Annotated in this window: 18 protein-coding genes; 8 read left to right on the top strand and 10 right to left on the bottom strand. The window is 50.4% G+C overall.

Annotated elements, in window-relative coordinates; genetic code table 11:
• Nucleotides 1-9: 9 nt before the first annotated feature.
• The 5 genes from HQ41_RS08495 to glgP all read right to left on the bottom strand — a co-directional run bounded on the left by HQ41_RS08495 (nucleotide 10) and on the right by glgP (nucleotide 7,170).
• Nucleotides 10-750, bottom strand: coding sequence for a DUF5683 domain-containing protein (locus HQ41_RS08495; protein ID WP_052405361.1), 741 nt, complete (start codon nucleotides 748-750; stop codon nucleotides 10-12).
• 5 nt (nucleotides 751-755) lie between these two features.
• The gene (locus tag HQ41_RS08500; RefSeq protein WP_044190468.1) at nucleotides 756-1,697 is read right to left on the bottom strand and encodes a ParB/RepB/Spo0J family partition protein; all 942 of its coding nucleotides are present in this window, start codon (nucleotides 1,695-1,697) and stop codon (nucleotides 756-758) included.
• Nucleotides 1,698-1,706: 9 nt separating this feature from the next.
• A complete protein-coding gene (locus HQ41_RS08505; RefSeq protein WP_044190470.1) occupies nucleotides 1,707-2,474 on the bottom strand; it encodes a ParA family protein in 768 nt (255 codons plus the stop codon).
• A 171-nt stretch (nucleotides 2,475-2,645) separates the two neighbouring features.
• A complete protein-coding gene (locus HQ41_RS08510; RefSeq protein ID WP_044190473.1) occupies nucleotides 2,646-4,277 on the bottom strand; it encodes an ABC-F family ATP-binding cassette domain-containing protein in 1,632 nt (543 codons plus the stop codon).
• A gap of 316 nt (nucleotides 4,278-4,593) precedes the next feature.
• Nucleotides 4,594-7,170: an alpha-glucan family phosphorylase gene (glgP, locus tag HQ41_RS08515; RefSeq protein ID WP_044190476.1), complete on the bottom strand. Its 2,577-nt coding sequence runs from the start codon at nucleotides 7,168-7,170 to the stop codon at nucleotides 4,594-4,596.
• Between the two features lie 839 nt (nucleotides 7,171-8,009).
• On the opposite strand from glgP, the gene HQ41_RS08520 reads away from it, so the two are divergent.
• The 5 genes from HQ41_RS08520 to ahpF all read left to right on the top strand — a co-directional run bounded on the left by HQ41_RS08520 (nucleotide 8,010) and on the right by ahpF (nucleotide 12,477).
• A complete protein-coding gene (locus HQ41_RS08520; RefSeq protein WP_052405362.1) occupies nucleotides 8,010-9,464 on the top strand; it encodes a DUF3078 domain-containing protein in 1,455 nt (484 codons plus the stop codon).
• 12 nt (nucleotides 9,465-9,476) lie between these two features.
• Nucleotides 9,477-9,671: a hypothetical protein gene (locus HQ41_RS08525; RefSeq protein ID WP_044190479.1), complete on the top strand. Its 195-nt coding sequence runs from the start codon at nucleotides 9,477-9,479 to the stop codon at nucleotides 9,669-9,671.
• Nucleotides 9,672-9,684: 13 nt separating this feature from the next.
• Nucleotides 9,685-10,122, top strand: a complete 438-nt coding sequence (gene ybeY / locus HQ41_RS08530; protein WP_044190483.1) for an rRNA maturation RNase YbeY — start codon at nucleotides 9,685-9,687, stop codon at nucleotides 10,120-10,122.
• Between the two features lie 112 nt (nucleotides 10,123-10,234).
• Complete coding sequence (gene ahpC / locus HQ41_RS08535) at nucleotides 10,235-10,801, top strand: alkyl hydroperoxide reductase subunit C (protein ID WP_044190486.1); 567 nt, start codon at nucleotides 10,235-10,237, stop codon at nucleotides 10,799-10,801.
• Between the two features lie 101 nt (nucleotides 10,802-10,902).
• Complete coding sequence (gene ahpF, locus HQ41_RS08540) at nucleotides 10,903-12,477, top strand: alkyl hydroperoxide reductase subunit F (protein ID WP_044190489.1); 1,575 nt, start codon at nucleotides 10,903-10,905, stop codon at nucleotides 12,475-12,477.
• 117 nt (nucleotides 12,478-12,594) lie between these two features.
• Here ahpF and HQ41_RS08545 read toward each other — a convergent pair whose 3' ends face one another.
• The gene (locus HQ41_RS08545; protein ID WP_044190493.1) at nucleotides 12,595-15,861 is read right to left on the bottom strand and encodes a S41 family peptidase; all 3,267 of its coding nucleotides are present in this window, start codon (nucleotides 15,859-15,861) and stop codon (nucleotides 12,595-12,597) included.
• 588 nt (nucleotides 15,862-16,449) lie between these two features.
• Here HQ41_RS08545 and HQ41_RS08550 point away from each other — a divergent pair.
• The 3 genes from HQ41_RS08550 (at nucleotide 16,450) to cls (ending at nucleotide 22,043) form a co-directional block, all read left to right on the top strand.
• Nucleotides 16,450-18,957, top strand: a complete 2,508-nt coding sequence (locus HQ41_RS08550) for a glycoside hydrolase family 2 TIM barrel-domain containing protein (RefSeq protein ID WP_044190496.1) — start codon at nucleotides 16,450-16,452, stop codon at nucleotides 18,955-18,957.
• A gap of 93 nt (nucleotides 18,958-19,050) precedes the next feature.
• Entirely contained in the window at nucleotides 19,051-20,571 is a 1,521-nt protein-coding gene (locus HQ41_RS08555; protein WP_044190498.1) for a right-handed parallel beta-helix repeat-containing protein, read from the top strand.
• Nucleotides 20,572-20,597: 26 nt separating this feature from the next.
• The gene (cls, locus tag HQ41_RS08560; RefSeq protein WP_052405363.1) at nucleotides 20,598-22,043 is read left to right on the top strand and encodes a cardiolipin synthase; all 1,446 of its coding nucleotides are present in this window, start codon (nucleotides 20,598-20,600) and stop codon (nucleotides 22,041-22,043) included.
• Nucleotides 22,044-22,062: 19 nt separating this feature from the next.
• Here cls and cbiB read toward each other — a convergent pair whose 3' ends face one another.
• The 4 genes from cbiB to HQ41_RS08580 form a co-directional block, all read right to left on the bottom strand.
• Complete coding sequence (cbiB, locus tag HQ41_RS08565; protein ID WP_235316952.1) at nucleotides 22,063-23,034, bottom strand: adenosylcobinamide-phosphate synthase CbiB; 972 nt, start codon at nucleotides 23,032-23,034, stop codon at nucleotides 22,063-22,065.
• Nucleotides 23,035-23,167: 133 nt separating this feature from the next.
• On the bottom strand, nucleotides 23,168-23,749 hold the full coding sequence (locus tag HQ41_RS08570; protein ID WP_044190503.1) for a Maf family nucleotide pyrophosphatase: 582 nt from the start codon (nucleotides 23,747-23,749) through the stop codon (nucleotides 23,168-23,170).
• Between the two features lie 31 nt (nucleotides 23,750-23,780).
• Nucleotides 23,781-24,302, bottom strand: coding sequence for an HAD family hydrolase (locus HQ41_RS08575; protein ID WP_044190505.1), 522 nt, complete (start codon nucleotides 24,300-24,302; stop codon nucleotides 23,781-23,783).
• 9 nt (nucleotides 24,303-24,311) lie between these two features.
• Nucleotides 24,312-25,118 (bottom strand): Rossmann-like and DUF2520 domain-containing protein, encoded by an 807-nt coding sequence (locus HQ41_RS08580; protein WP_044190507.1) that lies wholly within the window; start codon nucleotides 25,116-25,118, stop codon nucleotides 24,312-24,314.
• Nucleotides 25,119-25,125 lie beyond the last annotated feature (7 nt).

Genomic DNA, 25,125 nt, shown 5'->3' on the forward strand with positions numbered 1-25,125 from the left:
GTGTTGTTGCTAGAATGTTAGGCTACACATAACCCCCATTTGGTAGGAGGGTTGATGCCGTAGAGGGGGGAGAAAGGTTGGGCTAACCCGCAGGGAGAGGTCGGGCGAGATGTCGAAAGCATAGAGCTCGGCGTCTACATACGCATCTAGTACGGATAGGCCATATACGACAATGCCAGCCACGATACTTAGATCTCGGTAGCGTCTAAAGTAATCATTACCTCGCTTGAGTGTGGAGGCTAGATGCTCCATACGTTTGTAGTCCTCAGGTTTAGTGCCACGGGGAGCGAAGTCTAGCCAAGCAGTGTTCTTGCTTGGGTCGGCACTTCGAAGATCTCGGTAGGCAGCATGATACTCATCGTAGTGGCGTTGATTCCAGTCGATCGCATAGAAGCACGTCATCATAGCGCCCCAAACGATGGGCACTTTCCAGTATTTGCGGTTGTATATCTGTCCGCCTCCGGGCAAGATCGCCCAGAGCATCGCTTTCTTGGGGTTAGGTCGCCATAGACTACGCTCTATTGAGATAGGTTGTACTTGGCTACTCGAGGTGCTGATGTGCTCTAAGCTATCTACCCAAGTATAGGTTTTCGTAGAGCTAGTGGGCTCACTTGCCCACTGTGCCTGTTCCGAGGCAAAGCTTGTTGAGATGCCATTGCCCCTTAGCGTATCAATCTGGCTGGTCTGAGCCGATAGCTCTATCAAGCCAATCAATAGCATCGTACCTATCAATACCAATCGCCCTATCATAAGCCTTATGTCTGTTGTATGCGCTCTAGCAGTAGGATAATGCGCTCTAGATCCTCTTCACTGGCGAAGGGAATGCTGATGCGCCCCTTGCCTTTTGTCGAGCAGCTTAGAGATACTCTAGAGTCGAAGACCTTACCCAGATGTTTCTCTAGTGCCTTAAAGTCTTCTCTGCGGTCTGGTTTGCTCGTGACTGTCGTTGCTTTCGCCTCAGCTTTAGGCGACTGCTCACTGTCTTTGATGGCACGAGCTATCTCCTCTACCTCACGCACGCTTAGCTCTTCGCTGAGAATCATCTGATACAGCTCGATGAGTCGCTCTGTATCCTCTATTTGTAGCAGGGCACGAGCATGTCCCATATCGAGCAGTCTTTGGCTTAGCCCGAGCTGTACTTGGCTAGGTAGGCGAAGCAGGCGTAGGTAGTTGCTGATCGTAGCACGCTTCTTGCCCACTCGCTCGGCTAGGGCTTCGTGTGTGAGTTTAGTTGCTTCTAGTAGTTCCTGATAAGCTAGAGCAATCTCGATAGCGTTGAGATCCTCTCGCTGTATATTCTCTACTAGTGCTAGCTCTAGTAGTTCCTCGGCCTCTACCTGACGCATATAGACAGGTATCTGCTCCATACCTGCTATCTGGGCTGCACGATAGCGCCTCTCACCAGAGATAATCTGGTAGCGTCCGTCCTCGAGTGGCTGTACGGTGATAGGCTGGATAAGCCCTAGGTGACGAATAGAGGCTGCTAGCTCCTCTAGGCTACTTGGATCAAACTCCCTACGTGGCTGATTTTTGTTGGGGACTATGAGCTCTAGAGGCAGCTCTCTCAGTGTAGATGCCTCTTGGCTCTCGCTGGGTGTAGCCTGCGAGAGAAACGACTCGGTAGCGATGGGCTGGCTACCGCCGCCTAGTAGTGCGTTCAGCCCTCTGCCGAGGGCGGGCTTGTGCTTTTTGCTCATATCGCAATGCTACTTCTGATGTTTATTGATGAGTTCACGGGCCAACTGTAGATGGTTGATAGCGCCTCTGCTCTCTGCATCGTACAGTAGAGCGGGTAGGCCGTGGCTAGGCGCCTCACCGAGCTTGACGTTGCGCTGAATGACGGTGTCGAACACCAAGCTCTGGAAGTGGTTTTTGACCTCCTCGTAGATTTGATTATTGAGCCTAGTGCGGCTGTCGTACATGGTCATCAAGAAGCCTTCTATCTCCAAGCGTGGGTTTAGGCGGCTCTTAACAATCTTGATTGTATTGAGCAGCTTGCTGATTCCTTCAAGGGCGAAGTACTCACATTGCACGGGGATAATCACTGCATCGGCTGCTACGAGCGCATTCACTGTGATGAGCCCGAGCGAGGGAGAGCAGTCGATGATGATGTAGTCGTAGCGATCAACCACAGGGGCTAGGACGCCTCTGAGGACGAACTCTCGCCCCTCACGCTCCAGAAGCTCTAGATCCGCCCCTGCTAGATCGATGTGAGAGGGGATAATATCCAACCCCTCCACTGCTGTCGGGGTAATAACTTCGGCTGCTGGTAGGCCTGCACACAGGCACTCGTAGAGTGTTTGGCGTAGGTTGGCGACCTCTAGTCCCAGACCCGAAGAAGCATTGGCCTGAGCATCGGTGTCTACAATGAGCACACGGCGCTCAAGCGAGGCAAGCGATGCTGCTAAGTTGATGGCTGTTGTGGTTTTACCCACTCCGCCTTTTTGATTGGCTAATGCTATAATTCGACCCATATCTTATCTCTTTATCTAACGTAATATTCCTCCAAAATTATACATTTTGGGCCAACTCTCCCTCATTCTTTGGACACCGAAATCTGAAGCTACTGTGACCAAGTCGTATAGTCTAGGCTGTTTGCTGCAGCAATGTGTCTGACATAGAGAGATGCTCAAGAGAAGTGTAGGCTAGCGCTCTAGTTCCTTGAGGTTCTCAAGCTTCTTGCGCTGCATAAACTCGTAGATGCCCTCGAGGTGCTCGACTACTTTACCTCCACCGAATTCGTACACCTTAGATACTAAGCCATCGAGGAAGTCACGGTCGTGTGACACTACGATGAGTGTGCCATCGAAGTTGAGTAGTGCCTGTTTGAGCACTTCCTTCGTTTTCATGTCGAGGTGGTTTGTTGGCTCGTCAAGAATGAGCAGGTTGTATGGCTCGAGCAAGAGCTTCAGTAGGGCTAGGCGTGTTCTTTCTCCACCACTTAGCACCTTAACCTTCTTATTAGACGCTTCGCCGCCGAACATGAAAGCCCCTAGTAGATCCTTAATCTTCGTTCGTATTTCACCCTCAGCCACATCATCAATCGTTTGGAATACTGTCAGATTTTCGTCTACGGCTGCAGCTTCGTTCTGTGCGAAGTAGCCAATCTTGACGTTGTGGCCGATGTTTAGTTCGCCTCCATGCTCTAGCTCCTTCATGATGCAGCGCACCAGCGTACTCTTCCCCTCTCCATTCTTGCCGACGAAAGCGATTTTATCCCCTCGCTCAATTGTTAGATTTACCCTGTCGAAAATTTTCTTCTCTCCAAATGACTTCTCCACATCGCTCATCATAACTGGATAGTTGCCCGAGCGTGGAGCTGGCGGGAAGCGTAGTCTAATGGCCGATGTGTCGATTTCGTCCACCTCAACTAGCTCGAGCTTCTCTAGCATACGCACTCGGCTCTGCACTTGATTGGTCTTGGAGTACGTCCCTTTGAAACGCTCGATGAAGTCTGTCGTCTCGGCGATGAATTTCTGTTGTTCCTCGTAAGCCTTTTGTTGCTGTTCACGACGCTCAGCCCTTAGGCGTTGATATTCGGTATAATTGACCTTGTAGTCGTATAGACGCCCCATCGTGATCTCAAGTGTACGTGTCGTGATGCGATCGACGAAAGCACGGTCGTGGCTGATTACTACGACTGTCTGATTGTTCTCGACGAGGAAGTCCTCCAGCCACTGAATGGACTCGATATCGAGGTGGTTGGTGGGCTCGTCTAGCAGGAGGACATCGGGTTTGCGTAGGAGGAGCTTAGCTAGCTCGATACGCATACGCCACCCACCGCTAAACTCCGAGGTTTGGCGTGTGAAGTCGCTGCGCTTGAAGCCTAAGCCCAGTAGTGTGCGTTCGATCGCTTTGTCGTAGTTGATCTCCTCAATCGCATAGAATTTCTCCCCGAGCGCAGATACTTCCTCGATGATCGCCATATACTCGTCGCTGTCGTAGTCGGTACGCACCTCGAGCTGATGGTTGAGCTCTGCCATACGTGCCTCCATCTCGTGCAGATGGGCGAAGGCTTGCTCTGTTTCTTCGAATACGGTGCGCCCATCTTCTGTGAGCAATTGCTGTGGCAGGTAGGCTACCTTAACGTCCGTGGGGACATTGACACGGCCTCTGGAGGGCTCTCGCACACCTGCTAGTATCTTGAGCATCGTGCTTTTGCCTGCTCCGTTCTTCCCCATTAGGGCGATGCGATCTTTGGGGTTGATCACAAAAGATATGTCGGAGAAGAGTGCGCTACCTCCTATCTCGACTGTTAAGGCGTCTACTGATATCATTGCTTTCGTCTATATATATTTACGTTGGAGGCACAAAGATACGGATAATTGGATAGAAACAGTCGCCCGTATCGGCTAGTATTAGTCAAGGTATTAAATGCTTTCAAGAGGGACATCGTCGTATACAAACGGCTCGATTTGCTTGGCAACATTTGTGCCGCATGCCCTGCTTCTTCGTCTTGCTTCCTTGCCTTAGTATCCTTCCCATAGATTTAGTTTTGGCGCTTTGCATTTTGCACAATCTGAGGTGTCTAAAAGGGGCTGCGCCAAAAGTTAATTTGGACACAGCCCCTTTCGGATTGGTTCGCTTGCTATCCTAGAGGATATTTACCCAGCGCACGTATGCAAAGTCCATACGGTGAGGTAGCCCATCGTGTCGAGGCAGTATGCGTAGAGCCACCTTGTAGTGTCCCGGACGCTTGTTCATGAGTTCTATGCTGTAGACCTCCATTGTCCCTTCTGTAGCCGAGAGGTCTAGAGCCTCGGTCTCAACGAAGTGTAGTTGGCCATTTTCGTCTGGCTTGGCGAAGACAAGCTCCACATCGAGCTTAGCTTGTAGACGTCCCTTATCGAGTTTTAGGGATAGGACACCACTCGTGTCGATGTCACGCTGTCCTGCATTGAAGCCAAGAGTGCCTGCATCGCTGATCTCTAGGATCTGAATATCCTCCCAGTGAGCTGCCACTTCCTGTTTCCATGCTACGAGTGAGCGAGCCACGGCGTGGTCATCGGCATGTAGATGTGCCGAGCGCTTGGCTAGCTTGCAGTAGAAGCGCTCGAAGTAGTCGTCCATCATACGACGCATCGTATAGTGTGGAGCGATGAAGTTGAGTGAGTTCTTGACAAACTGCATCCATGCCTCGCTGAATGGCTTCTCTTGTCGGCCATCGAAATGTAGGGGTAGGATCTCACGCTCGAGCATATCATAGATGGTCGTAGCATCGAGCTTGTCTTGCAGTGACTGATCTTGGAAGGTCCGCTTCTCCGTCAGAGCCCAACCTGCGCCGGGTCTGTAGCCCTCGTACCACCAACCGTCGAGCACGCTGAGGTTGAGTACGCCATTCATCTCTGCCTTCTCACCCGATGTGCCGGAGGCCTCAAGCGGACGAGTAGGCGTATTCATCCAGATATCTACGCCAGCGATGAGCTTGCTCGCTAGACGCATATCGTAGTTCTCTAGGAAGATAATCTTGCCGAGGAACTCTGGGCGACGGCTAATCTCTAGGATATGCTTGATGAGTCCTTGACCACCGCCATCGGCAGGGTGAGCCTTACCGGTGAAGAGGAACTGTACGGGGTACTTCTCGTTATTGACGATACGGCTCAAGCGCTCTAGGTCGGTAAAGAGCAGGTGCGCACGCTTGTAAGTGGCGAAGCGACGTCCGAAGCCGATGAGCAGGGCATTGGGGTTGATGCCGTCTAGAATGGCCTTAGTTACCTCTGGCGTGCTGCTATTCTTGATCCAACGCTTTGCGTAATGCTTGCGGATATAGTCGATGAGCTGGAGCTTCTGGTTGTGGTGGATCTCCCAAATCTCCTCGCTGGGGATCTGCTGGATCTTGCCCCAAACCTCTTCCTTCGTCTGATTCTTGACAAAGTCCTTGCCGAAGTGCTTGGCGTAGAACTCCTGCCACTGAGGTGCTGCCCATGTAGGCATATGCACACCGTTGGTTACGTAACCCACGTGTAGCTCCTCGGCGAAGAAGCCTTTCCATACTGGAGCGAACATCTGCTGCGATACCTTGCCGTGTAGTTTACTTACACCATTGGCTTCCTGACAGGTATTCAGGGCGAAAGTGCTCATTGAGAACTTCTCGTCCGTACCGGGATTTTCGCGTCCCATGTCCATAAACTCCTGCCAAGAGATACCCAAACGCTGGGGTACGTGCCCGAGGTATTTACCCATTAGGCCTTCGTCGAAGTAGTCGTGCCCAGCAGGTACTGGGGTGTGTACGGTATAGAGCGAGGAGGCGCGTACTAGCTCAAGGGCTAGGTCGAATGGGTGCTTCTCCTTTTCTACATAGTCGAGTAGGCGCTGCACGCTCATGAAGGCGGCATGCCCCTCGTTCATGTGGTAGACTTCTTTCTTGATGCCGAGCTTATTGAGCAGTAAGACACCACCGATACCGAGCAGATACTCCTGCTTCATGCGGTTCTCCCAGTCGCCACCATACAGCTGGTGTGTGATGCTGCGATCCCACTCACTATTTAGACCATTGTCTGTGTCGAGTAGGTAGAGGCTGATGCGCCCTACACGCACACGCCAGACGTAAGAATATACGATGTGGCTAGAGTAGGGGACTTCTAGCACTACGGGGCTGCCGTCCTCGTTCATTAGCTGCTCGAGGGGTAGCTGAGTGAAGTCTTGAGCTTCGTACTGGGCAATCTGTTCGCCAGCTGGGCTCAGAGCTTGTGTGAAGTAACCATATCTATATAGGAACCCAACGGCCGTCAGACGGACATTGCTGTCACTTGCTTCTTTGAGGTAGTCACCTGCCAGTACGCCTAGACCACCAGAGTAGATCTTCAGCACATTGGTCAGACCATACTCCATACTCATATAGGCTACAGAGGGGCGCTCCTCGTCTGCAGGTTCGTCCATATAGGCACGGAAATCGGCATAGACACTGTCGATCTCTTTGAGTAGGTCTTGGTCAGCTGTGATTTTGCGTATTTCCTCGCCTGTAAGCAGGCGAGTTAGTTTCACAGGGTTGCCCTCTGTGCTATCCCATAGTTCTGGAGAGATACGCTTGAATAGGTTCTGAGCCTTTGGTGTCCATACCCACCAGAGGTTATGCGCTAGCTCATCGAGTTTGCTGAGTTCGGCTGGCAGCTTGGCGTACGTATATACGTCGGCCCACACCGCCTGATTGGTGCTCTTAGGTCTAATCATACTTTTATGTCTAGTGTTGTAGCTTCAAATGAGCCACAAAGGTAGCTCAAACTTTCTAAATAACAGAAAACTTAGCAGAGCTGTATATGCGGGGTATTAGTAGGTATTGAGGCGGAAAAATGAAGAAATTGATTTTAGCTAGTTGGGAAGTGCTTTTTTGAGGCCTATTGGGGTTGCGATGTGGAGGAGGCACTTTTCGCTTTTTCTGTTAATTAATGTTAATGGGTTTGGCTCCAATTTGGCTAACTCACGAAGCGGTTTGGGTCTTTTGCTTCGGTTGTTGGAGAAAGTTGAAGGGAAGATTTCTGCGGATTGATGGACTAATCTGCTGAGATGTGTCCTACAAACCGAAAAGATTGATGGGAAGAAACACAGAAAAAGTATGGCGATCTTAAAGGAAACTAACTAGATCTGTGTTTTATCAGTTTGTCTTTTAGTTTATTATGAAGTGTCCGTTTGGGGCGGGTGTTTTCACTAGACTGGGGACTAAGTGCCCAAATAGGGTCGGACGCAATAGAGAGCCTCCTAGGGGCCAAAGACGAGGTTTGCGTCTTTGTGGCTAGACTTAATAAGTCAGCCCATCAATAATCCGAAAAGTGAACGAAAATCTAAATTTTGTCCACGTGCTCGATCTGTCTTGAAGGCATATTGCGAGGTACCAACTTAGGCTCTTCGTCTAGAAGTGACACCTCTCTAGAGCAAGCCCTAGTTGAGGTTCCTCGGAGCTTCAGCCTAGAGGGACAAAACGAATAGGCCTGTGGGTGTGTTGATGAGTATAGGTAGGTTGGGAATGAGTAAAGTGTTTCCTACCTTTGTGCTAGTAATGAAATAAGTAATAGATGAGGCAATCAATTAGATACATATATACATATTTAGTCTTATTTATCGTTTCGGCTACGGGTAGTCTGGTTGCCCAGAGTACAGATACGGTTCACTACAATCTGGATAGCCTGCTTGCCAAGACTTCCTCCTCTCAGGCGTACTATGCCCCAAGCCCTCTTGTGGATAGTGCTCTGTTAGATTTGGTGCATCAGGCAGAGCAATCCCCCCTAATCGAATATCTACAAGTGGGAGATCTGGGTACGAAAGACCAAGCGCCATCTATCCTCGCCTACAAGATGTGTCTACCCCTTACGACCAAATACAAGACAGTGCAGGAGATAGGTAAGCCCTTGGCGCCTCTGTCCTTCTCGGTCGATGGACCCACTTACCGCGCTAAGGCTACAACCTATGAGCTACCGATACCTAAGTTTGCCCCCGATCTTGAGCTCAAACTTAGGTTGATGAACCATACTATGTTTGCTCTGCAGAGGGAGCGTGTAGATCTCTTCCACTATGGGGCAGAGGCACTCGGGACTAGAGAGGCACTCGGCATCTCTAACCTCAGCACCAATCCGCAGATGCTTGAGCAGCGCTTTGAGCAGCGTAGCGTTAAGCAGCTAGCAGAGGTACTACAGCTACAAGAGATTGAGCGTAGATACTGGATACCGGCCTTCGAGTGTAGCGCACAGTTCTCGCAGAATCATGTTTCGGATAACTGGCACAAGGGCGGTTCGTCCAACCTAAACCTCATCATGCGGAGCTATGCCTCGATGACCTATCTCAAGAAGTCTGTCAACTGGAAGACCGAGCTGGAGAATAAGCTCAGCATATATAATACGGATAAGTCGGAGAAAGACCGAGTGCGGAGCTTCCGCATCGCCGATGACCTATTGCGTCTGCGTAGCAACTTCGGCCTCAAGGCAAGTAAGCGCTGGTTCTACACCCTCGATGCTGAGGCACGCACGCAGTTGCTGAATAACTACAAGGGCAATACCAATATCCTACAGTCTGCGCTGCTTGCCCCTATGACCCTCAATATAGGTCTTGGTATGAAGTTCGACTACAGCAGTAAGTCCACCCGTGTCTACCGGCGCAAGTTTGCTTACTCAATGAACTTGGCGCCCATATCCTACACCTACCGCAGTACGGCTCGTCGAGATATTGACCTAGGGCGCCATGGTTTGGCAGAGGATAAGCTAGCGTTTCATCGTTTTGGCTCGACCCTTAGGGCAAGTATGCAGTGGGATATCAATATGAATGTGACTTGGCAATCTCGCCTATACTTCAATACATCTTACGCCAACGTAGAGGCAGAGTGGGAGAATACCTTGGATATGAAGATCGGGCGCTACTTCTCTACACGCATCAATGTACAGCTACGCTACGATGATGCCGTGCGCCCCGCTCAGGGTTGGAATAGATATTTGCAATTTAACGAGCTGATTAGCTTCGGGTTTAACTATAGACTATAAAATAATCGTTCAATGAAAATAGACGTCAAACGAACAAATCTTATCCTCAAAGTCATCGCTGCGGTGGTCGTCGTTGGGGCTGCTGTCTGGTGTATCTGGCTCAATGATGCCCAGAGAATCGTAGTAGCAGGAGGAGCTGTACTAGGGCTAGTCAATCTGCTTGGTCTGGCTTATTTCTTCAACAAAAATATGCGGCCACGTCGCTGAGGACTTCGGAGTAATGATTGCATTCTACACAGACGAGGATGTCCGTTTGCCTCGTATTCCTAGGCGCATACTCAAGCGCTGGCTCACCGAGGTGGCTCGTAGCCATGGCAAGCGTGTGGGCGACCTTTGTTATCAGTTTTGCTCGGATGAGCGCATCTTGCAGGTCAATCGTGAGTTTCTCGATCACGACTACTACACCGACATCATTACGTTTGATGAGAGCGAAGGCGATCGCATCTCTGGCGATATGCTCATCAGTCTAGACACGGTGGCGAGCAATGCAGAGCAACTAGGGATAGAATCGCTTGATGAGCTGTATCGTGTCATCGTACATGGCTTGCTTCATTTGGCTGGTTTGGGGGATAAAACCCAAGCCGAAGAGAAGCAGATGCGTGCTGCCGAAGATAAGGCACTGCTTCTGCTAAGGCAGATGCTCAGTGAGAGCCGCTAAGGCTGATTGGATTTACTAATAGTAGGATATACAAATCTAATTGGATAAGGGGCGAGATTGCTCTAGCTTTGCAGTATCATTAGTTACAAAACCATATTAATCGAACAAAACAATGAGCATTATCAATAGCCAGTTGCCAGAATTTAAGGTTCAGGCTTATCGTAAGGGAGAAGGCTTCGTAACCGTATCACACGAAGACCTCAAGGGTAAGTGGTCTGTATTCTTCTTCTACCCAGCAGACTTCACGTTCGTTTGTCCTACAGAGCTAGCTGACCTTGCCGACAACTATGCAGAGTTCCAAGCTTTAGGTGTGGAGATTTACTCGATTAGCACCGATACGCACTTCGTACACAAGGCTTGGTCAGATACGACAGACACGATCAACAAGATTCAGTACACTATGCTCGCAGATCCTACCGGTCATCTAGCTCGTGCTATGGGCGTGATGATTGAGGAGGAGGGTATGGCCTATCGTGGTACTTTCGTCTTCAACCCAGACGGTCAGGTTAAGATCGCGGAGATCCATGACAATGGTATCGGTCGTGATGCTCAGGAGCTGCTTCGCAAGATTAAGGCCGCTAAGTTCGTTCACGAACACCCCGGTCAGGTTTGCCCAGCTAAGTGGAAGGAAGGCGACGCTACCCTCAAGCCAAGCATCGATCTAGTTGGTAAGATCTAGAGTACTCAAGAGCTAATTACTTAACACTACTTATGGCAAGAGGAATAGTAGGCGTTGCCTCTGTCCTCTTGCCTTTTTTTGTATCAAATCATATTACGACTATGCGACTAGAACAAGCTGTACTCGATCAGCTCCGCAGCATATTCGCTGCGCTAGAACATAAATATACGCTTCGGGTAAGCGCCACGCCAGACAGCAAGGGGCAGGAGCTAACCGAGATGATTATTGACTTCGCCTCTACGAGCGACAAGATAGAGGTCGAGGTATCTCAGACCGATGAGTTGCGTCTTACCATTTGGCGAGATGGGCAAGATACTGGTGTGAGCTTCCGTGGTATCCCTACGGGGCATGAGTTTACCAGCCTTATTCTTGCTGTCTTCAATGCCGATGGTAAGGGTAAGAATCTCCCCGACGAGATACTGCTTCGCCGCATCAAGGCTCTCCAGAAGCCAATCAAGCTGACTTCCTACGTGTCGCTTACTTGTACCAACTGTCCCGAGGTCGTTCAGGCGATGAACCTAATAGCCCTTATTGCAGGCGAAGGCGTTACGCACGAGATGGTAGATGGGGCTGTGTACCAAGACGAAGTGAATGCTCGCAAAATCTCTGCCGTACCGACCGTATATGTTGGCGACGAAATCCTACACATTGGTCAGAGTAATCTAGGTGAGCTACTCGTCAAACTCGAGGAGAAGGTGGGCAAGGACGAGCAGGCCTCGGTCGAGCTTGTCCGCAAGGAGTACGACCTCGTGGTCGTTGGTGCGGGTCCAGCGGGCACTGCTGCGGCTATTTACTCGGCTCGTAAGGGGCTCAAGGTTGGCCTTGTCGCAGAGCGTGTGGGAGGTCAAGTCAATGAAACGACGGCTATTGAGAACATTCCCTCCGTGGCTAGGACAACGGGTACCCAGCTTGCCGCAGACCTCAAGCTACACGCCAGCGAGTACAGCATCGATATCTTGGAGCAGCGCCGAGTGGAGTGCGTGGAGCTTGTAGGCGAGTTCAAGGAGATTAAGACCTCTTTTGGCGAAGTGCTGGTTGCTCCTCAGGTGATTATCGCCACCGGTGCTGCTTGGCGTCGTCTAGGTGTACCGGGTGAGGCGGAGCATATCGGCCGTGGTGTAGCTTTCTGCCCCCATTGCGACGGTCCATTTTTCAAGGGTAAGGATATTGCGGTAGTAGGAGGCGGTAACTCTGGTATTGAGGCTGCGATAGACTTGGCTGGTATCTGTAAGAGCGTTACCGTGCTAGAGTTTGCCGATACGCTCAAGGCCGACACTGTACTACAGGACAAGCTCATGACTCTGCCCAACGTTACGGTACACAAGAGCGTTGCTACGCAAGAGGTTGTAGGCGATGGTACGGGTATCTCAGCCCTCAAGGTAGCTCCTCGTGACGGCAGTGTGCCTTTTGATCTAGCTGTCAATGGTGTCTTTGTGCAGATCGGTCTTGCACCCAATACCCAAGTCTTCGACGGTATCGTAGAGCGTAATAAGATGGGCGAGATCGTCATTGACGAGCGCTGTCGTACCTCGGTCGATGGTATCTATGCGGCAGGCGACTGCTCGACTGTACCTTACAAGCAGATCGTGATCGCAATGGGCGAGGGCGCTAAGGCCGCTCTAACGGCTTTCGATGACCGCATCCGCTGTGGTCAGAGCTGGGACGCTCAGAAGTAACAGAGCTTTGTAGCCACCGAGCTGCTCAATAGAAAGAGCCGCAAGCACTAGACGATGCTTGCGGCTCTTTCTGTGTTTGTCTACTGACCTATGCCATGGGAGGTCTGGGAGTATCTATTACTTCTTCGCATCAATCACCTTGAGCATCTCCTCTACGGCACGCTTGAGCTGTGTGTCTTGACCTGTGAGGTAATCTTCTGGGCTATTGTAAACTTCGATGTCTGGCTGTAGCTCCATATTCTCCAGAGCTCGGCCTTGGAGGTCTTGGCAGGTTACCTGTGGCACACCGAAGACTAAGCTGTTGTTGAACATTCGCTCCCACCATACAGCCGTCATCGTCCCCGGTACTGGCGCACCAATCAGCTTGCCGATGCCTAGCTCTTTGTACACCCAAGGGAAGCCGTGCCCATTGCTGTAGTTGCCTTCGCTCATCAATACGCAGCTGGGCTTGCTCCACTGCATGAATGGGTCGTCGCCAATGTACTGCCCACGTGGGTTGAAGGTGAGATACTTGCGTCCGCTGAGCAAGATCGCTAGATCCTCGTGTAGCCAACCGCCCCCGTTGTAGCGCGTATCAACGATAACGGCTTCTCTATTACGGTACTTACCCATTAGGTCTTTGAATACTGTGCGGAAGCTGGGGCTATTCATCTGTCTAACGTAGACGTAAGCAACCCTAGAGTTACTCCACTTATCTACTAGGTCGGCACGCTGCTTGAGCCAACGCTCATAGAGTAGCTCTCGCTCGTGGTAGAAGGTAATTGGTTTGACCAAGACCTCGCTTGTTTTACCCGTGCGCAGGTCACGCAGGCCGAGGAGTGTTTTCTTACCAGCTTTGCCCTGCATATAGTAGGCGAGGGCTCGATTGGCTTCGATCTCTTGACCATCGATGCTCTCGATGACCATACCTTCCTGCACTTTCCCCTCGGCCAGAGCTAGAGGACTACCGGGCATAATCTCCTCAATGAGAAAGCCCGCACCCTCGTACTTGCCGTCGAAGAAAGCTCCTAGACGCCCCGTAGCCCTAGATGTCCCTGCGGACATGGCACGGGCACCTGTGTGAGAAGCGTTGAGCTCACCAAGCATCTCGCTGAGCATCTCGGAGAAATCCCTATTGTTATTGATGTGAGGAACGAATTTAGCATACACAGAACGGTACTTCTGCCAGTCTACACCGTGTAGCTTGGGGTCGTAGAACTTGTCTAGGACTTGCTGCCAAACATGAGAGAAGACGTGCTCACGCTCGGCCATGGGCTTCTGCTCAAACTCGGCGGTGATGTTGATTGGCTTGAGGCTTGTGCCGTCAAGTTTCTTCAGACCATTGAAGCTAGCGAGGAATAGTGTCTTGCCGTCTGCTGCCATCTCTAGCGCACCTCCATTGGCTTGAGGTACGAGCACCTTGGTTGTGCGCTCTACGACGTCATATTCCCAGAGGTCTATGCTGCTCTCAAAGCGAGCGATGTAGTAGACCTTGGTACCCTCTTTGTTCATTGCTGCGTCTAGGATAGCACCAGAGGCTCTCGTTAGGCGAAGGGTACGGCGCTCACGTTGCTCTAGGTCTAGGCTAGAGATCTCTGCGTTAGGCTTAGTGGAGGCATCGTCGGTCTTTTTCTTATCCTTAGCCTTCTTACTTTTCTTCTTGTTCTTGGCCTCTTCTTCTTTTTTCTTCAGCTTGTCGGCCTCTTCTTTGAGCTCTTTGTCTATGGCTCGCTCTTCCTTGGTCTTGATGAAATCCTCGTAGGCTTTATGGTCGAGGAACATCAGATATAAGTCTTGGGTAGCTCCCCAGCTGCCGTGGCTACGGTAGCCAGCTCGATCACTTCCGAATAGAATTGCCTTGCCGTCTAGTACCCACCGACCACTACCGTCGTTGTAGCCGCTCTGCGTTAGGTTCACTTTCAGCCCGCTGCCATCGGCGTTGTAGACTGCGCAGTCTACATGTGTCCATCCACCATTGCCCATATAGTTCGTCATGATGTATTTGCCGTTGGGGCTCCATACGAAGTCTTGGTCGCCGTCTGTGTAGGAGTAGTTGATGTGCTCGGGCATTACGATACGCTCTTTGCCACTTTTGAGGTTGAGCACGACGATGCTTGTGCGGTTGCGTAGGAATGCGATCTCTTTGCCGTCGGGGCTAAACTGTGGCTGGAAGGAGGGGAGAGTGCCCTGTGTGAGCTGCTTCTCTCGGATCTCTTTGGCGTAGGCGAAATTGATATCGTCCTTACGTACCAGCTCGTTCTGGAAGAGTTGCCACTGTCCGCCTCTCTCGCCTGCGTAGACAATACTTCGGCCGTCGGGGGCGAAGTCTACTGAGCGTTCCTGCTCAGCTGTGTTGGTAATGCGCTTGGTCGTCCCGAACTCTACATTGACCACATAGACATCGCCTCGCTCTACGAAAGCAATTTCCTTACCCGAGGGAGCAACCGAAAAAGAGCTGATAGCATTGCCTCGTAGGATATGTGGTATCATAGCTCGCTCCTCGGCATCGAGTACAATATCTATATTGACTAGCTGAGGCTGACTGCCATCACGCATCGTATATATCTGTCCGTCGTAGCCGAAGCAGAGGGTGCCGTCGGAGGCTCGACTCAAGAAGCGAACAGGATTGCCAGAGAAGGTCGTGAGCTGCCTGTCCTTAGCTGAGGGGAGTGCTTGGGCTCTGTGGTAGACGTTGAATGTGCCGTCCTGCTCGCTCAGATAGTAAAAACCTCCTTGTCCGTCCCAAATGGCATTGCGATCTTCACCCGAGAAGGTCGTGAGCTTCTGATATCGTCCTTCTTTGTTGATGTGCCAGATATTGCGAGCGATCGAGGAGGTGTGGTGCTTGCGCCAATAGTCTTCGTATCCTTTGACGTCGGTGTATAGCACTTCTCCCGAGTTCGACAGGCTGAGGCCGTCCATCGGGATTGAATTCCATAGCTTAGGGCGGCCACCCGTAGTCGGCATCGCAAAGGTTTGAGCAAACATACCACTAGGATACAGATCGAACTGACGGTCTGGCATCAAGTAGGTTTGGAAGAGTACAATGCCATTATCGACAAAGGCAACAGGCCGCTCGCTGCCACTACCTACGGTCAGACGCCTGGGCGTTCCGCCTTCAGCAGGCATAATATAGAGATCATCTGTCCCCTCCCGATCGCTAGAGAAGGCGATTTGTTTGCTATCGGGGCTCCAGACAGGCGCTGTGTCGTAGGCGGCATTGGAGGTTAGCCGTTGCGCACGTCCTCCGGAACTCGATACGGAGTAGATATCGCCTTTGTAACAGAATGCGATGGTCTTGCCGTCGGGGCTGATGCTTTGATGCCTAAGCCATAGAGGCGCACTCTCGCTAGCCCAAGCCAGAGAGCCAATACAAGCTAGAGTGGCTAATAACCGATGTTTCATTTTGATTAGATGCGTTTATAGTGTTAATAATAATGTTATCAAGCAGTTTCCTCAAACGATAACAAAGCTAACCAAAGATATTCAATACACAAACCTCGCTACTGTGACAACCCGCATTTGCTGTTTACACTATCCATATAGGCTATTAGGCTGTTTTGATGGTAGGTTAAGGCTCTTAGGTTGGGTATATATGTCATAAGACTTGATTACAGACGTCTAAAAAGTGGTTCATCCTAGAATCCATCATCACGCAGAACCTCGGATGAAACAAAAAATGTTTGGGCTAATTCTCTGAATTTCTTCCCATCAATCTTTTGGGATTGTAGGACAGATTTAAGCAAATTAGTCCATCAATCTTTAGCAATCTTCCCACTAATTTGGAGAATAAGGTGCAGAAGGGCTTTTTCTCTGATTGGTTTGCTTGTCCCAAATAAGGAATAATTCGTTTGCAAACCTTAACAGAAAAGATTAAAACTTAGTTTATCGCTCGTTAGTAATGAGAGAAGTATGAAACTTCGGCGCAATGTGGTATCTTTGGGTTCGCAAGACGAAGAAATTATCAACCCCTAATTATATAGTACAGTATTCATGAACCTAAAAACTCTCTATGCCGTACTGCTGGGCTCGACTATGTCGGTAGCCTCGCTTTCGGCACAGCGTATTCATCAGACGCTGGAGAAGGACTGGCGCTTTACTCGTGCCGATGATCCCGCCTCTATGCGTCTAGATTTCAATGATCGTAAGTGGGAGAGCGTCCGTGTACCTCACGACTGGGCAATTTATGGTCCATTCAGCTTCGACAATGACAAGCAACACCTCGCTATTACCCAAGATGGCCAGAAGGAGGCTATGGAGCATGCGGGGCGTACGGGAGGTCTGCCCTTCGTTGGGGTGGGCTGGTACCGACGTAGTTTGGAGCTACCCAGTGACTTGTCGGGCAAGCGTGTCAAGCTCATTTTCGATGGAGCGATGAGTCAGGCTCGTGTCTATGTCAATGGCCAAGAAGTAGGCTACTGGCCTTATGGATACAATTCTTTCTATTTGGATATTACCCCCTATGTACATGCTGGAGGTAAGAACGTAGTGGCTGTTCGCCTTGAGAATAAGCACGAGAGTAGCCGTTGGTATCCGGGGGCAGGGCTGTATCGCAATGTACATCTTGAGATTACCAACGATATACATATTGCACACTGGGGTAACCAAGTGCAGACGCCGATCATTGAGGAGGAGTATGCTCGTGTAGAGGTACGTACTGTGGTACGCAACCTCTCAACCCTTGGTCAAGGCGAGATTGATGTGATTACCTCACTGATAGATCCGTCGGGGCGTGTCGTCTACAAGACTGGCGCATCTGGCTACTTCAGCCAGCACAATAGGGACTCGGTCTATCGTGGTCATCTGATTGCCCCCAAGCCTAAGCTGTGGGATATCAAACAACCACACCTATATAAGTACGCCATAGAGCTACGTCAGGGGGATAAACTCCTCGATAGTGATACGACTACTTTTGGTATTCGCTCCATCAAGATGGTGCAGAATGAGGGTTTTTACCTCAATGGTCGCAAGGTTAAGTTCCAAGGGGTCTGCCTGCATCACGACCAAGGCCCTCTGGGCGCTGTGGTTAATGAGGCGTCCTACCGCAGGCAGATACGCATCATGCAGGATATGGGCGTTAATGCAATCCGCACGAGCCACAACATGCCTGCACCTGAGTTCGTTCGCCTATGTGACGAAATGGGTATGATGGTCATGGCTGAGAGCTTCGATAGCTGGCGCATACCCAAGGTCCCCAACGGATACAACCTGTACTGGGACGACTGGTATGAGAAGGATTTGGTCAATCTGCTTCATCAGTTCCGTAACAGCCCCTCGGTAGTTATGTGGTGTATCGGTAACGAAGTGAGTGAGCAGTGGCACCCCGATGGCTCTAAGCGTGCCTATACGCTACAGAATATCTGCCATAGAGAAGACCCAACTCGTCCAGTAACCAATGGTATGGATAGTCCTCTATCGGTAATCAAGAATGGTATGGCTGCCGTCATGGAGGTGCCGGGCTTCAACTACCGTCCACATCTGTACGACACGGCGCATCGTGTACTCCCACAGGGCTTCATTCTCGGTAGCGAAACAGCCTCTACACTCAGCTCTCGTGGGGTGTATAAATTCCCCGTGGAGCGGAAAAGTATGGCCAAGTATCCCGATCACCAAGCCTCTAGCTACGATGTGGAGCACTGCGGCTGGAGCAACCTGCCAGAGGACGACTGGATACGTCATGATGACCTACCATGGGCCATGGGTGAGTTTATCTGGACGGGCTTCGACTACATCGGCGAGCCAACACCCTACTATAGCGATTGGCCCAGCCACAGCTCTCTATTCGGAGCCGTAGACCTAGCGGGTATCCCCAAGGATCGCTTTTATCTCTATCGCAGCCATTGGAATAAGGAGGCCTCTACACTACACATACTCCCTCACTGGACATGGCCGGGCCGTGAAGGACAGGTAACTCCGATCTTTGTCTACACCAGCTACCCAGAGGCAGAGCTATTCATCAATGGCAAGAGCCAAGGTAAGCTCAAGAAAGATCCGAGCATTGGCATTGATGCGACTGAGAATGATGAGGACAAGAAGAACTTCACACGCCAGAAGCGCTATCGTCTGATGTGGCTAAATACGAAGTATGAGCCGGGTGTGGTACAGGTCGTAGCATATGGCAAGGACGGTCGCTCGGCAGAGATTAAGGAGATCCGCACTGCTGGCAAGCCCGATAGACTGGAACTCGTGGTCGATCGCAGAGAGATCAAGGCTGATGGTAAGGATATTGCCTTCGTGACGGTTCGCCTCGTGGATAAGGACGGTAACCTTATCCCCAATGATCAGCGCTTGATTAACTTCAAGGTCAAGGGAGCTGGTCGATTTAGAGCAGCAGCCTCTGGCAATCCAGCTTCTCTCGACTTATTCCACGAGCCACAGCATCACCTCTTCTCGGGTATGCTTACCGCTCTTGTTGAGAGTGGAGAGCGTGCCGGAGAGATTACCTTCACGGCATCGGCCAAGGGTGTGAAGTCTGCGAGCATCACCATTCGCACCAAGTAGCCTATCTAGGGTTACTTGAGTCCTAATTCGTAATTATTTAGTAGTTTTGAAGTCTACCTCGGGGGCGTCCCCAAGGTGGACTTCATCGTTATTATGAATGCTCGTAAGACGCTCTATACTCTAGCTGGGCTACTACCTCTCGTCTATGTGCTCGGTGCACTATCGGCTTGTGGAGATCAACGGGACCTATTCCCTATACCACAGGCACGAGATGGGTATAGCTATTCTCTCTCGGCAGACACCATACAGATGGACACGCTGCCCTCTCTACATCTGTCCTCGACCTACAACCTACGTATTTATAATCCGAGTAAGCAGACCATTCGGCTCAAACGTATCGCCCTTAGAGGAGGGCAGGAGCGAGGTTATCAGATGAATGTAGATGGCCGAGCAGGTACCAGCTTCGGTAATCTAGAGATTGCCCCTCGAGATAGTGTTTTTGTTTTTGTGCGTGCCTTGCTCCCAGAGGGTTCTTCAGATCTGCCGACCGAGGTCAAGGACTCCATCATCATAGAGGAACAGACGGGTAGAGAGCGCTATATCCCTATTATCGCCGTTAGACTAAACGTGGAGCGGCTACAAGTGCTCCATATTACTGCAGACACTGAGCTTGCTTCACCACGGGCTCTGCTTATAGAGGATAGCATTGTAGTCGAGCCCGGAGTCAGACTTCTCATTAAATCTCCAGCTCGAGTCTTGATGTCGTCGGACGCATATATGAGGATTAATGGCCGCTTGGAGGTCAAAGCTAGTGCAGATCAACCAGTACGTATCGGTAGCCTGCGTTGGGATCAGTTTTTGCCACGTATTCCCTACACACGAGTTGCTGGGCAATGGGGAGGCATTATTTTGGGTTCGTCTGCTACGGCAGACCTAGAGGGACTTCATTTGACCAATAGTAAGTGGGGGATTTATATGCAGGAGCGAGAGAGTGCCAACGATGAGACTGTATTAAGGCTCGACCACTGTCGTCTTCATAATATCAGCGGAGTAGGTATTAGTGCCAATAGAGGACTACACAAGATCCATGATAGTGAGATCTCCAACACACTCGCCTCGTGCCTCTCTCTCTCTGGTGGTCGGTATGAGATAGAGCGGTCAAGCATCATCAATTACTACCCATGGCCCGGTATTCGTGCTGGTGCAGCTATTGTTTATCGAAATGCAGTCGATCGAGACCGTATCGTCAAGGGCATTTCAGGTAGTGCCCTGTATCTGCGGCACTGCGTTGTAGATGGTTCTATGCGTTTAGCGAAGAAGGCTGATAAGTCCGCCACGGGAGGAGAGCTAGACATCTCTCTAGTAGCTCCGGTGAAGCAGGAGCAGGTTATACTGCGGGAGAGCTATCTGCGCTCCATCGACTACAGCTCAAGAGAGGGGTGTAGGGTCGAGCAAATCATTTATACAGACCCCAAGATGCAGCCCGATAGTCTGTATATGTCCTTGGGCGTAGATGCACAGAAGCGTAGGGACTATTTTTTCGATTTTCGTCCTCGGTCTAGAGCTCCTTTTGTGCATCAGAGCCAAGATAACCAAGGATACACAGACCTAGATGGCAGACCTAGATCTACGCCCATGACCTATGGGGCTTATGAGTATCAGCCCAAATCATAGATTGGAAGGGTAAAAGCTACTATGTGATGGATTCGTACAACCTGACAATTATTTGGCTGATTGTAGTCTTCTACTTCGTCACAGTACTTGGAGTAGTGGGTACGGTTTTGAGCGAAAATCGCAACCCACTCAAAGCCTCGGCTTGGGTCTTGATTGTCGTCTTCATTCCCCTAATCGGACTACTGGCTTATGTGCTTTTTGGGCAAGATCAGCGCAGGCTGTATAGGTTAAGTAAGCGCTTCTATCGGCGATTGATGCGGGCGCCCTATCAGCTTTCGGTCCCCAGATACCTAACTACGACAGAAACCATGCTCGAGGATAAGCACAAGCTAATTAGTCTGCTTGAGCACTCGGGTGATGCACCACTCTTGGAGCTACGTAGTAGTGAGATATTCGCATGGGGAGAGCAGATGTATGCACGTATGTTCGAGGATATACGCCAAGCGGAGGAACACATTCATCTGCAAGCCTACATATTTGATGCCGACGATCTTTTTGATCGCCTAGAGGCATTGCTTATAGATCGTGCAGAGGCTGGCGTAGAGGTACGTATTATCTATGATTTCCTTGGCTCGTACGATGTGCCAGAGGCTAGGTGGAAGCAGATGAAGGCGCACGGCATACAGATTTATCCGTTTATGCGTGTGGCTATCCCGCTACTGTCTAGTACGGTGAATTATCGCAATCACCGCAAGGTCGCTGTCATTGATGGGCGTATTGGTTATGTTGGAGGAATGAATTTTGCTCAACGCTACCTTACGGGCAACCATTTGGGTAAGTGGAGAGATACCCATTTTCGTTTAGAGGGGGCGGCTGTCGGAGCTTTGCAGAGTGCTTTTCTACTAGACTGGTATAGTGTGTCTAGGCGTGTGCTCAATATGGAGCGCTACTATGGGCACTACGAGAGTCTTAGTCTGCAGCCTCATAGGTGTATTCAACTTGTGCTCGGAGGGCCTATCAGCAAGTGGCCTACCATAGAGCAGGCCTTTATCTCCATGATACATCATGCTAGGGAGCAGATCCGTATTCAAACGCCCTATTTTCTGCCTACCGATGGGCTCAATAGTGCGCTTATTACAGCAGCACTCTCGGGTGTTAGAGTAGAGTTGATGCTCCCTATTCGTACAGACTCTCGGGCTGCTACGTATGCTACGGCATCTTATCTCGCCGATCTGCTCGAGGCAGGAGTTAGGATATATCAATACGAAGGGGGATTTCTACACTCCAAGCTCATGATGGTCGATGGCGAGATCTCGGCGATTGGTTCGGCCAATATGGACTTCCGGAGTTTGGAGCACAACTTCGAGATCACAGGTATTGCTTATGACAGACAGCTGACTCTAGAGCTGGAGCAGCTATTCGAGCAAGACAAGCAGAGTTGCAGGATTTTGAATAGAGAAGTTTGGGCGTCTAGAGGTGCTAGGCGTAAGGTGCAGGAGTCTGTTATGAGGCTATTTGCTCCTCTACTTTAGAGGAGAAGCTAAAGTAAAGCTAGAATCTAAAGCAAATGGAGAAAATAGTCAGCCTGATGGCTATGGCTAGACCTAGTATCATGACCTCGCTACGGCGGTTGATACGTATCGCAACGTCTAGGTCTTCATGTGTGATCTCTCGATCATGTTCCCCGATAAACGGCTTGTCTACCGTCTGGCCAAAGTAATCGTGAGGGCCACCGAAGCGGCAGTCTAGAATGCCTGCTAGAGCAGCCTCTGGATAGCCAGAGTTGGGGCTGAGATGCTTGCGACCATTGCGCCAGACGAAGCCACCAAGATCTAGGCGGCCTGCTACGATGAGCATGCACAGAGCCGTTAGCCTAGCTGGAATATAATTGACTAGGTCGTCTAGTTTGGCGGAGAAATAGCCATAGTCGGCATAGCGCTCGTTCTTGTAGCCCACCATGGAGTCTTGTGTGTTGATCATTTTGTATGCGACCATGCCGGGAAGGTCGAGTAGCGCCCACCAGAATAGGGGAGCAGTGACGCCATCACTGAGGTTCTCACTCAAGGTCTCTAGTGCCGCAGTACGTACCTCCTGCTCGCTTAGGCTCTGTGTATCTCGCCCAACGATTCGGCCAACTTGCTTTCTCCCTCTCGCTAGAGAAGTCTGCAGGGCCTCAAAGACTAGCTTAACTTCCCGGACGAGTGTTGTCCCCGAGAGCATCAGGAAAGAGATCAGGCTCGTAAAAATGAAGTAAAGAGCCCAAATCCATAGAACCTCTTGAGGACTATCGATAAAGAAACCTAGCGGATGTATGAGTTCAACCAGAATTTGTGCGACATAGAAAGTGGCTAGGACTAGTCCGCCATTGTAGACGGCTCCTTTTAGCCGTCTATTAGTTCCCTTGTTCAATCGATGCTCTCCCCAAGCTATAGCATTGCCCATGCCTACGATTGGGTGCCACCTCGTAGGGTCGGCATACCGGCGGTCTAGTACATAGCCATGTATTATAGCCAAAGCTATCAAGCAGTATAAGCTACTCTTTAGACCAGAAGATAGCGACGGGTTGATTAGGATTGCTAGAACAGCTAATCCGATAGCGGCTAAGGTGCCCAAAAGGCAAGCAAGCAGAAGATGTAGGGAGTATCGCATATCAGACTTAGAAAGTCATTAGGATTGACGAGAGGCGATGCACAGGAAGCCCCATAACATTATAGAAAGATCCCTCAATTAATTGGATTGCTCTATAGCCAATCCACTCTTGTATGCCATATGCTCCTGCCTTGTCTAGAGGGCGATAATGCTCGATGTAGTAATCTATATCTTCTGTAGTAAGATGTGCGAACCTTACTAGTGTTGTGCAAGAGAAACGTTCGCATCGCTCCTGTGTCTGCACGCAAACACCCGTGATAACTCGGTGTTCCTGTCCACTTAGCTTATGGAGCATACTTTTGGCTTCGGATAGATCTTGGGGCTTGCCCAGCACTTCATCGCCTAGTAGCACGATTGTATCCGCCGTAATGAGGAGTGTGTTACGATTCATGCGAGGACTATACGCACCCGCTTTTTGCACAGCGAGATACTCGGGGATTGCTTCTAGAGCCAATTGATTTGGGTAGCTCTCGTCTAGGTCGGGCATAGCATCTTGCCTGAAGGTAATATCCAGTCCTCCTAATAGCTCCACACGACGAGGAGATTGTGACCCCAAGATGATGTCATACTTATTCAAATTCTCCCACATACTACTTGGTAAATGAATCTTTAATTGGATATTACCAGCCGAACCCCTCTCCGAGATCCCACTGATCGTTGGCCTTGAGCGTTTGTTCTATTACATCACGTACCACGCCATATCCGCCATCACATAGGGAGATATAGCGAGCCACCTGCTTGACCTCTGGAGCTGCATCGGCTGGAGCGCAGGGTAAAGCCACTAGGCGCATGATCTCAATGTCGGGGATGTCGTCGCCAATATAAACCATTTGCTGGCGAGTAATGCCGGAGAGTTGTTCTAGCTCCTCTAGCTTCTCCACCTTATCCTTGGCGCGCATATAGATATATTGGACGCCTAATTGCTCGAAGCGCATACGCATCGCATCACTTTGTCCGCCAGAGATGACCGCGATTGTATAGCCTCGCTTGACTGCGTACTGCATAGCATATCCGTCTTTTACATTAACGGTACGCATCGGCATCCCCGATATGTCTACGGGGCTGACTGTGGCACTCACCACACCGTCCATATCAAGGACGAATGCTTTGACTTTTTTTAGGTCAAAAGGAATACTGCTCATCTTTGTCTATTAATCGTTAGCTGGATTTTTGAGGTACATCTGTCCGATACTTTGGCTCAGCATTTGGTATAGCTTAGCCAGATTGGGGTTTACTTCGGAGAGCATCGTTTGGTGTTTGAGCATTGTGGCTTCATCTGCTCTTTTGGCAGGACCAGTCTGCGCCTCTCGAGCTGTCATTACTTTGACTTTGGCTACGGTTTCTTCTATCAAAGGCAGCAGGGCTTTAGGCTCAAGACTATGCCTAAGCATCCAATCCTCCGACAAGGTAAAAAGATGATTGACGAAGTTGCATGCTAGTACAGCTGCTAGGTGTATCTGTTGCCTCTGCTCACTACTCGCTTCGTAAACCAGGGAAGAGAGAGCGGAGGCCAAATGCTCCACTCGCTTCTTAACGAATTCGTTGGCTCCCTCTATGTAGATTGGTAGACTGGACCAGTCCAACCTCCGCTCCTTGCTGAAGGTCTGTAGTGGGTAGAGAACGCCACTGGCTGTATGGTAGGGCAACATAGTGGATAGAGGAACGCTCCCAGCCGTATGGAGCCAGATGCCAGAAGTGGGTGGCATATTTCTCCATACAGTAAGGAGAGCTGAGTCTGATATAGTGAAAATGTAGTAGTCGGCATCTAGAACGATTTCGCTGGTCTGATCTGTAGCTTCAGGCTGAGAGTCTATTGCATCGGCCATCTCACGAGCTTTCTCTAGACGACGACCGTAGATCTGTATGAGTACGAAATCCTCTATTTGGTCTAGGCGTTTGGCCAGATGATAGGCGACGTTGCCTGTGCCCAAGAGGACGACATTGAGTTTACGCTCCATAAATGCC

This window comes from Porphyromonas sp. COT-290 OH860, assembly GCF_000768935.1.
Lineage (GTDB): Bacteria > Bacteroidota > Bacteroidia > Bacteroidales > Porphyromonadaceae > Porphyromonas.

What these genes read in the sequence shown, in the direction of transcription:
- glgP (WP_044190476.1), bottom strand. Translation starts at nt 7,170, where the DNA reads ATGATTAGACCTAAGAGCACCAATCAGGCGGTGTGGGCCGACGTATAT.
- HQ41_RS08500 (WP_044190468.1), bottom strand. Translation starts at nt 1,697, where the DNA reads ATGAGCAAAAAGCACAAGCCCGCCCTCGGCAGAGGGCTGAACGCACTA.
- ahpC (WP_044190486.1), top strand. Translation starts at nt 10,235, where the DNA reads ATGAGCATTATCAATAGCCAGTTGCCAGAATTTAAGGTTCAGGCTTAT.
- HQ41_RS08525 (WP_044190479.1), top strand. Translation starts at nt 9,477, where the DNA reads ATGAAAATAGACGTCAAACGAACAAATCTTATCCTCAAAGTCATCGCT.
- HQ41_RS08580 (WP_044190507.1), bottom strand. Translation starts at nt 25,118, where the DNA reads ATGGAGCGTAAACTCAATGTCGTCCTCTTGGGCACAGGCAACGTCGCC.
- HQ41_RS08570 (WP_044190503.1), bottom strand. Translation starts at nt 23,749, where the DNA reads ATGTGGGAGAATTTGAATAAGTATGACATCATCTTGGGGTCACAATCT.
- HQ41_RS08555 (WP_044190498.1), top strand. Translation starts at nt 19,051, where the DNA reads ATGAATGCTCGTAAGACGCTCTATACTCTAGCTGGGCTACTACCTCTC.
- HQ41_RS08505 (WP_044190470.1), bottom strand. Translation starts at nt 2,474, where the DNA reads ATGGGTCGAATTATAGCATTAGCCAATCAAAAAGGCGGAGTGGGTAAA.
- HQ41_RS08520 (WP_052405362.1), top strand. Translation starts at nt 8,010, where the DNA reads ATGAGGCAATCAATTAGATACATATATACATATTTAGTCTTATTTATC.
- HQ41_RS08575 (WP_044190505.1), bottom strand. Translation starts at nt 24,302, where the DNA reads ATGAGCAGTATTCCTTTTGACCTAAAAAAAGTCAAAGCATTCGTCCTT.
- cls (WP_052405363.1), top strand. Translation starts at nt 20,598, where the DNA reads ATGGATTCGTACAACCTGACAATTATTTGGCTGATTGTAGTCTTCTAC.
- HQ41_RS08550 (WP_044190496.1), top strand. Translation starts at nt 16,450, where the DNA reads ATGAACCTAAAAACTCTCTATGCCGTACTGCTGGGCTCGACTATGTCG.
- ahpF (WP_044190489.1), top strand. Translation starts at nt 10,903, where the DNA reads ATGCGACTAGAACAAGCTGTACTCGATCAGCTCCGCAGCATATTCGCT.
- HQ41_RS08510 (WP_044190473.1), bottom strand. Translation starts at nt 4,277, where the DNA reads ATGATATCAGTAGACGCCTTAACAGTCGAGATAGGAGGTAGCGCACTC.
- HQ41_RS08545 (WP_044190493.1), bottom strand. Translation starts at nt 15,861, where the DNA reads ATGAAACATCGGTTATTAGCCACTCTAGCTTGTATTGGCTCTCTGGCT.
- ybeY (WP_044190483.1), top strand. Translation starts at nt 9,685, where the DNA reads ATGATTGCATTCTACACAGACGAGGATGTCCGTTTGCCTCGTATTCCT.
- HQ41_RS08495 (WP_052405361.1), bottom strand. Translation starts at nt 750, where the DNA reads ATGATAGGGCGATTGGTATTGATAGGTACGATGCTATTGATTGGCTTG.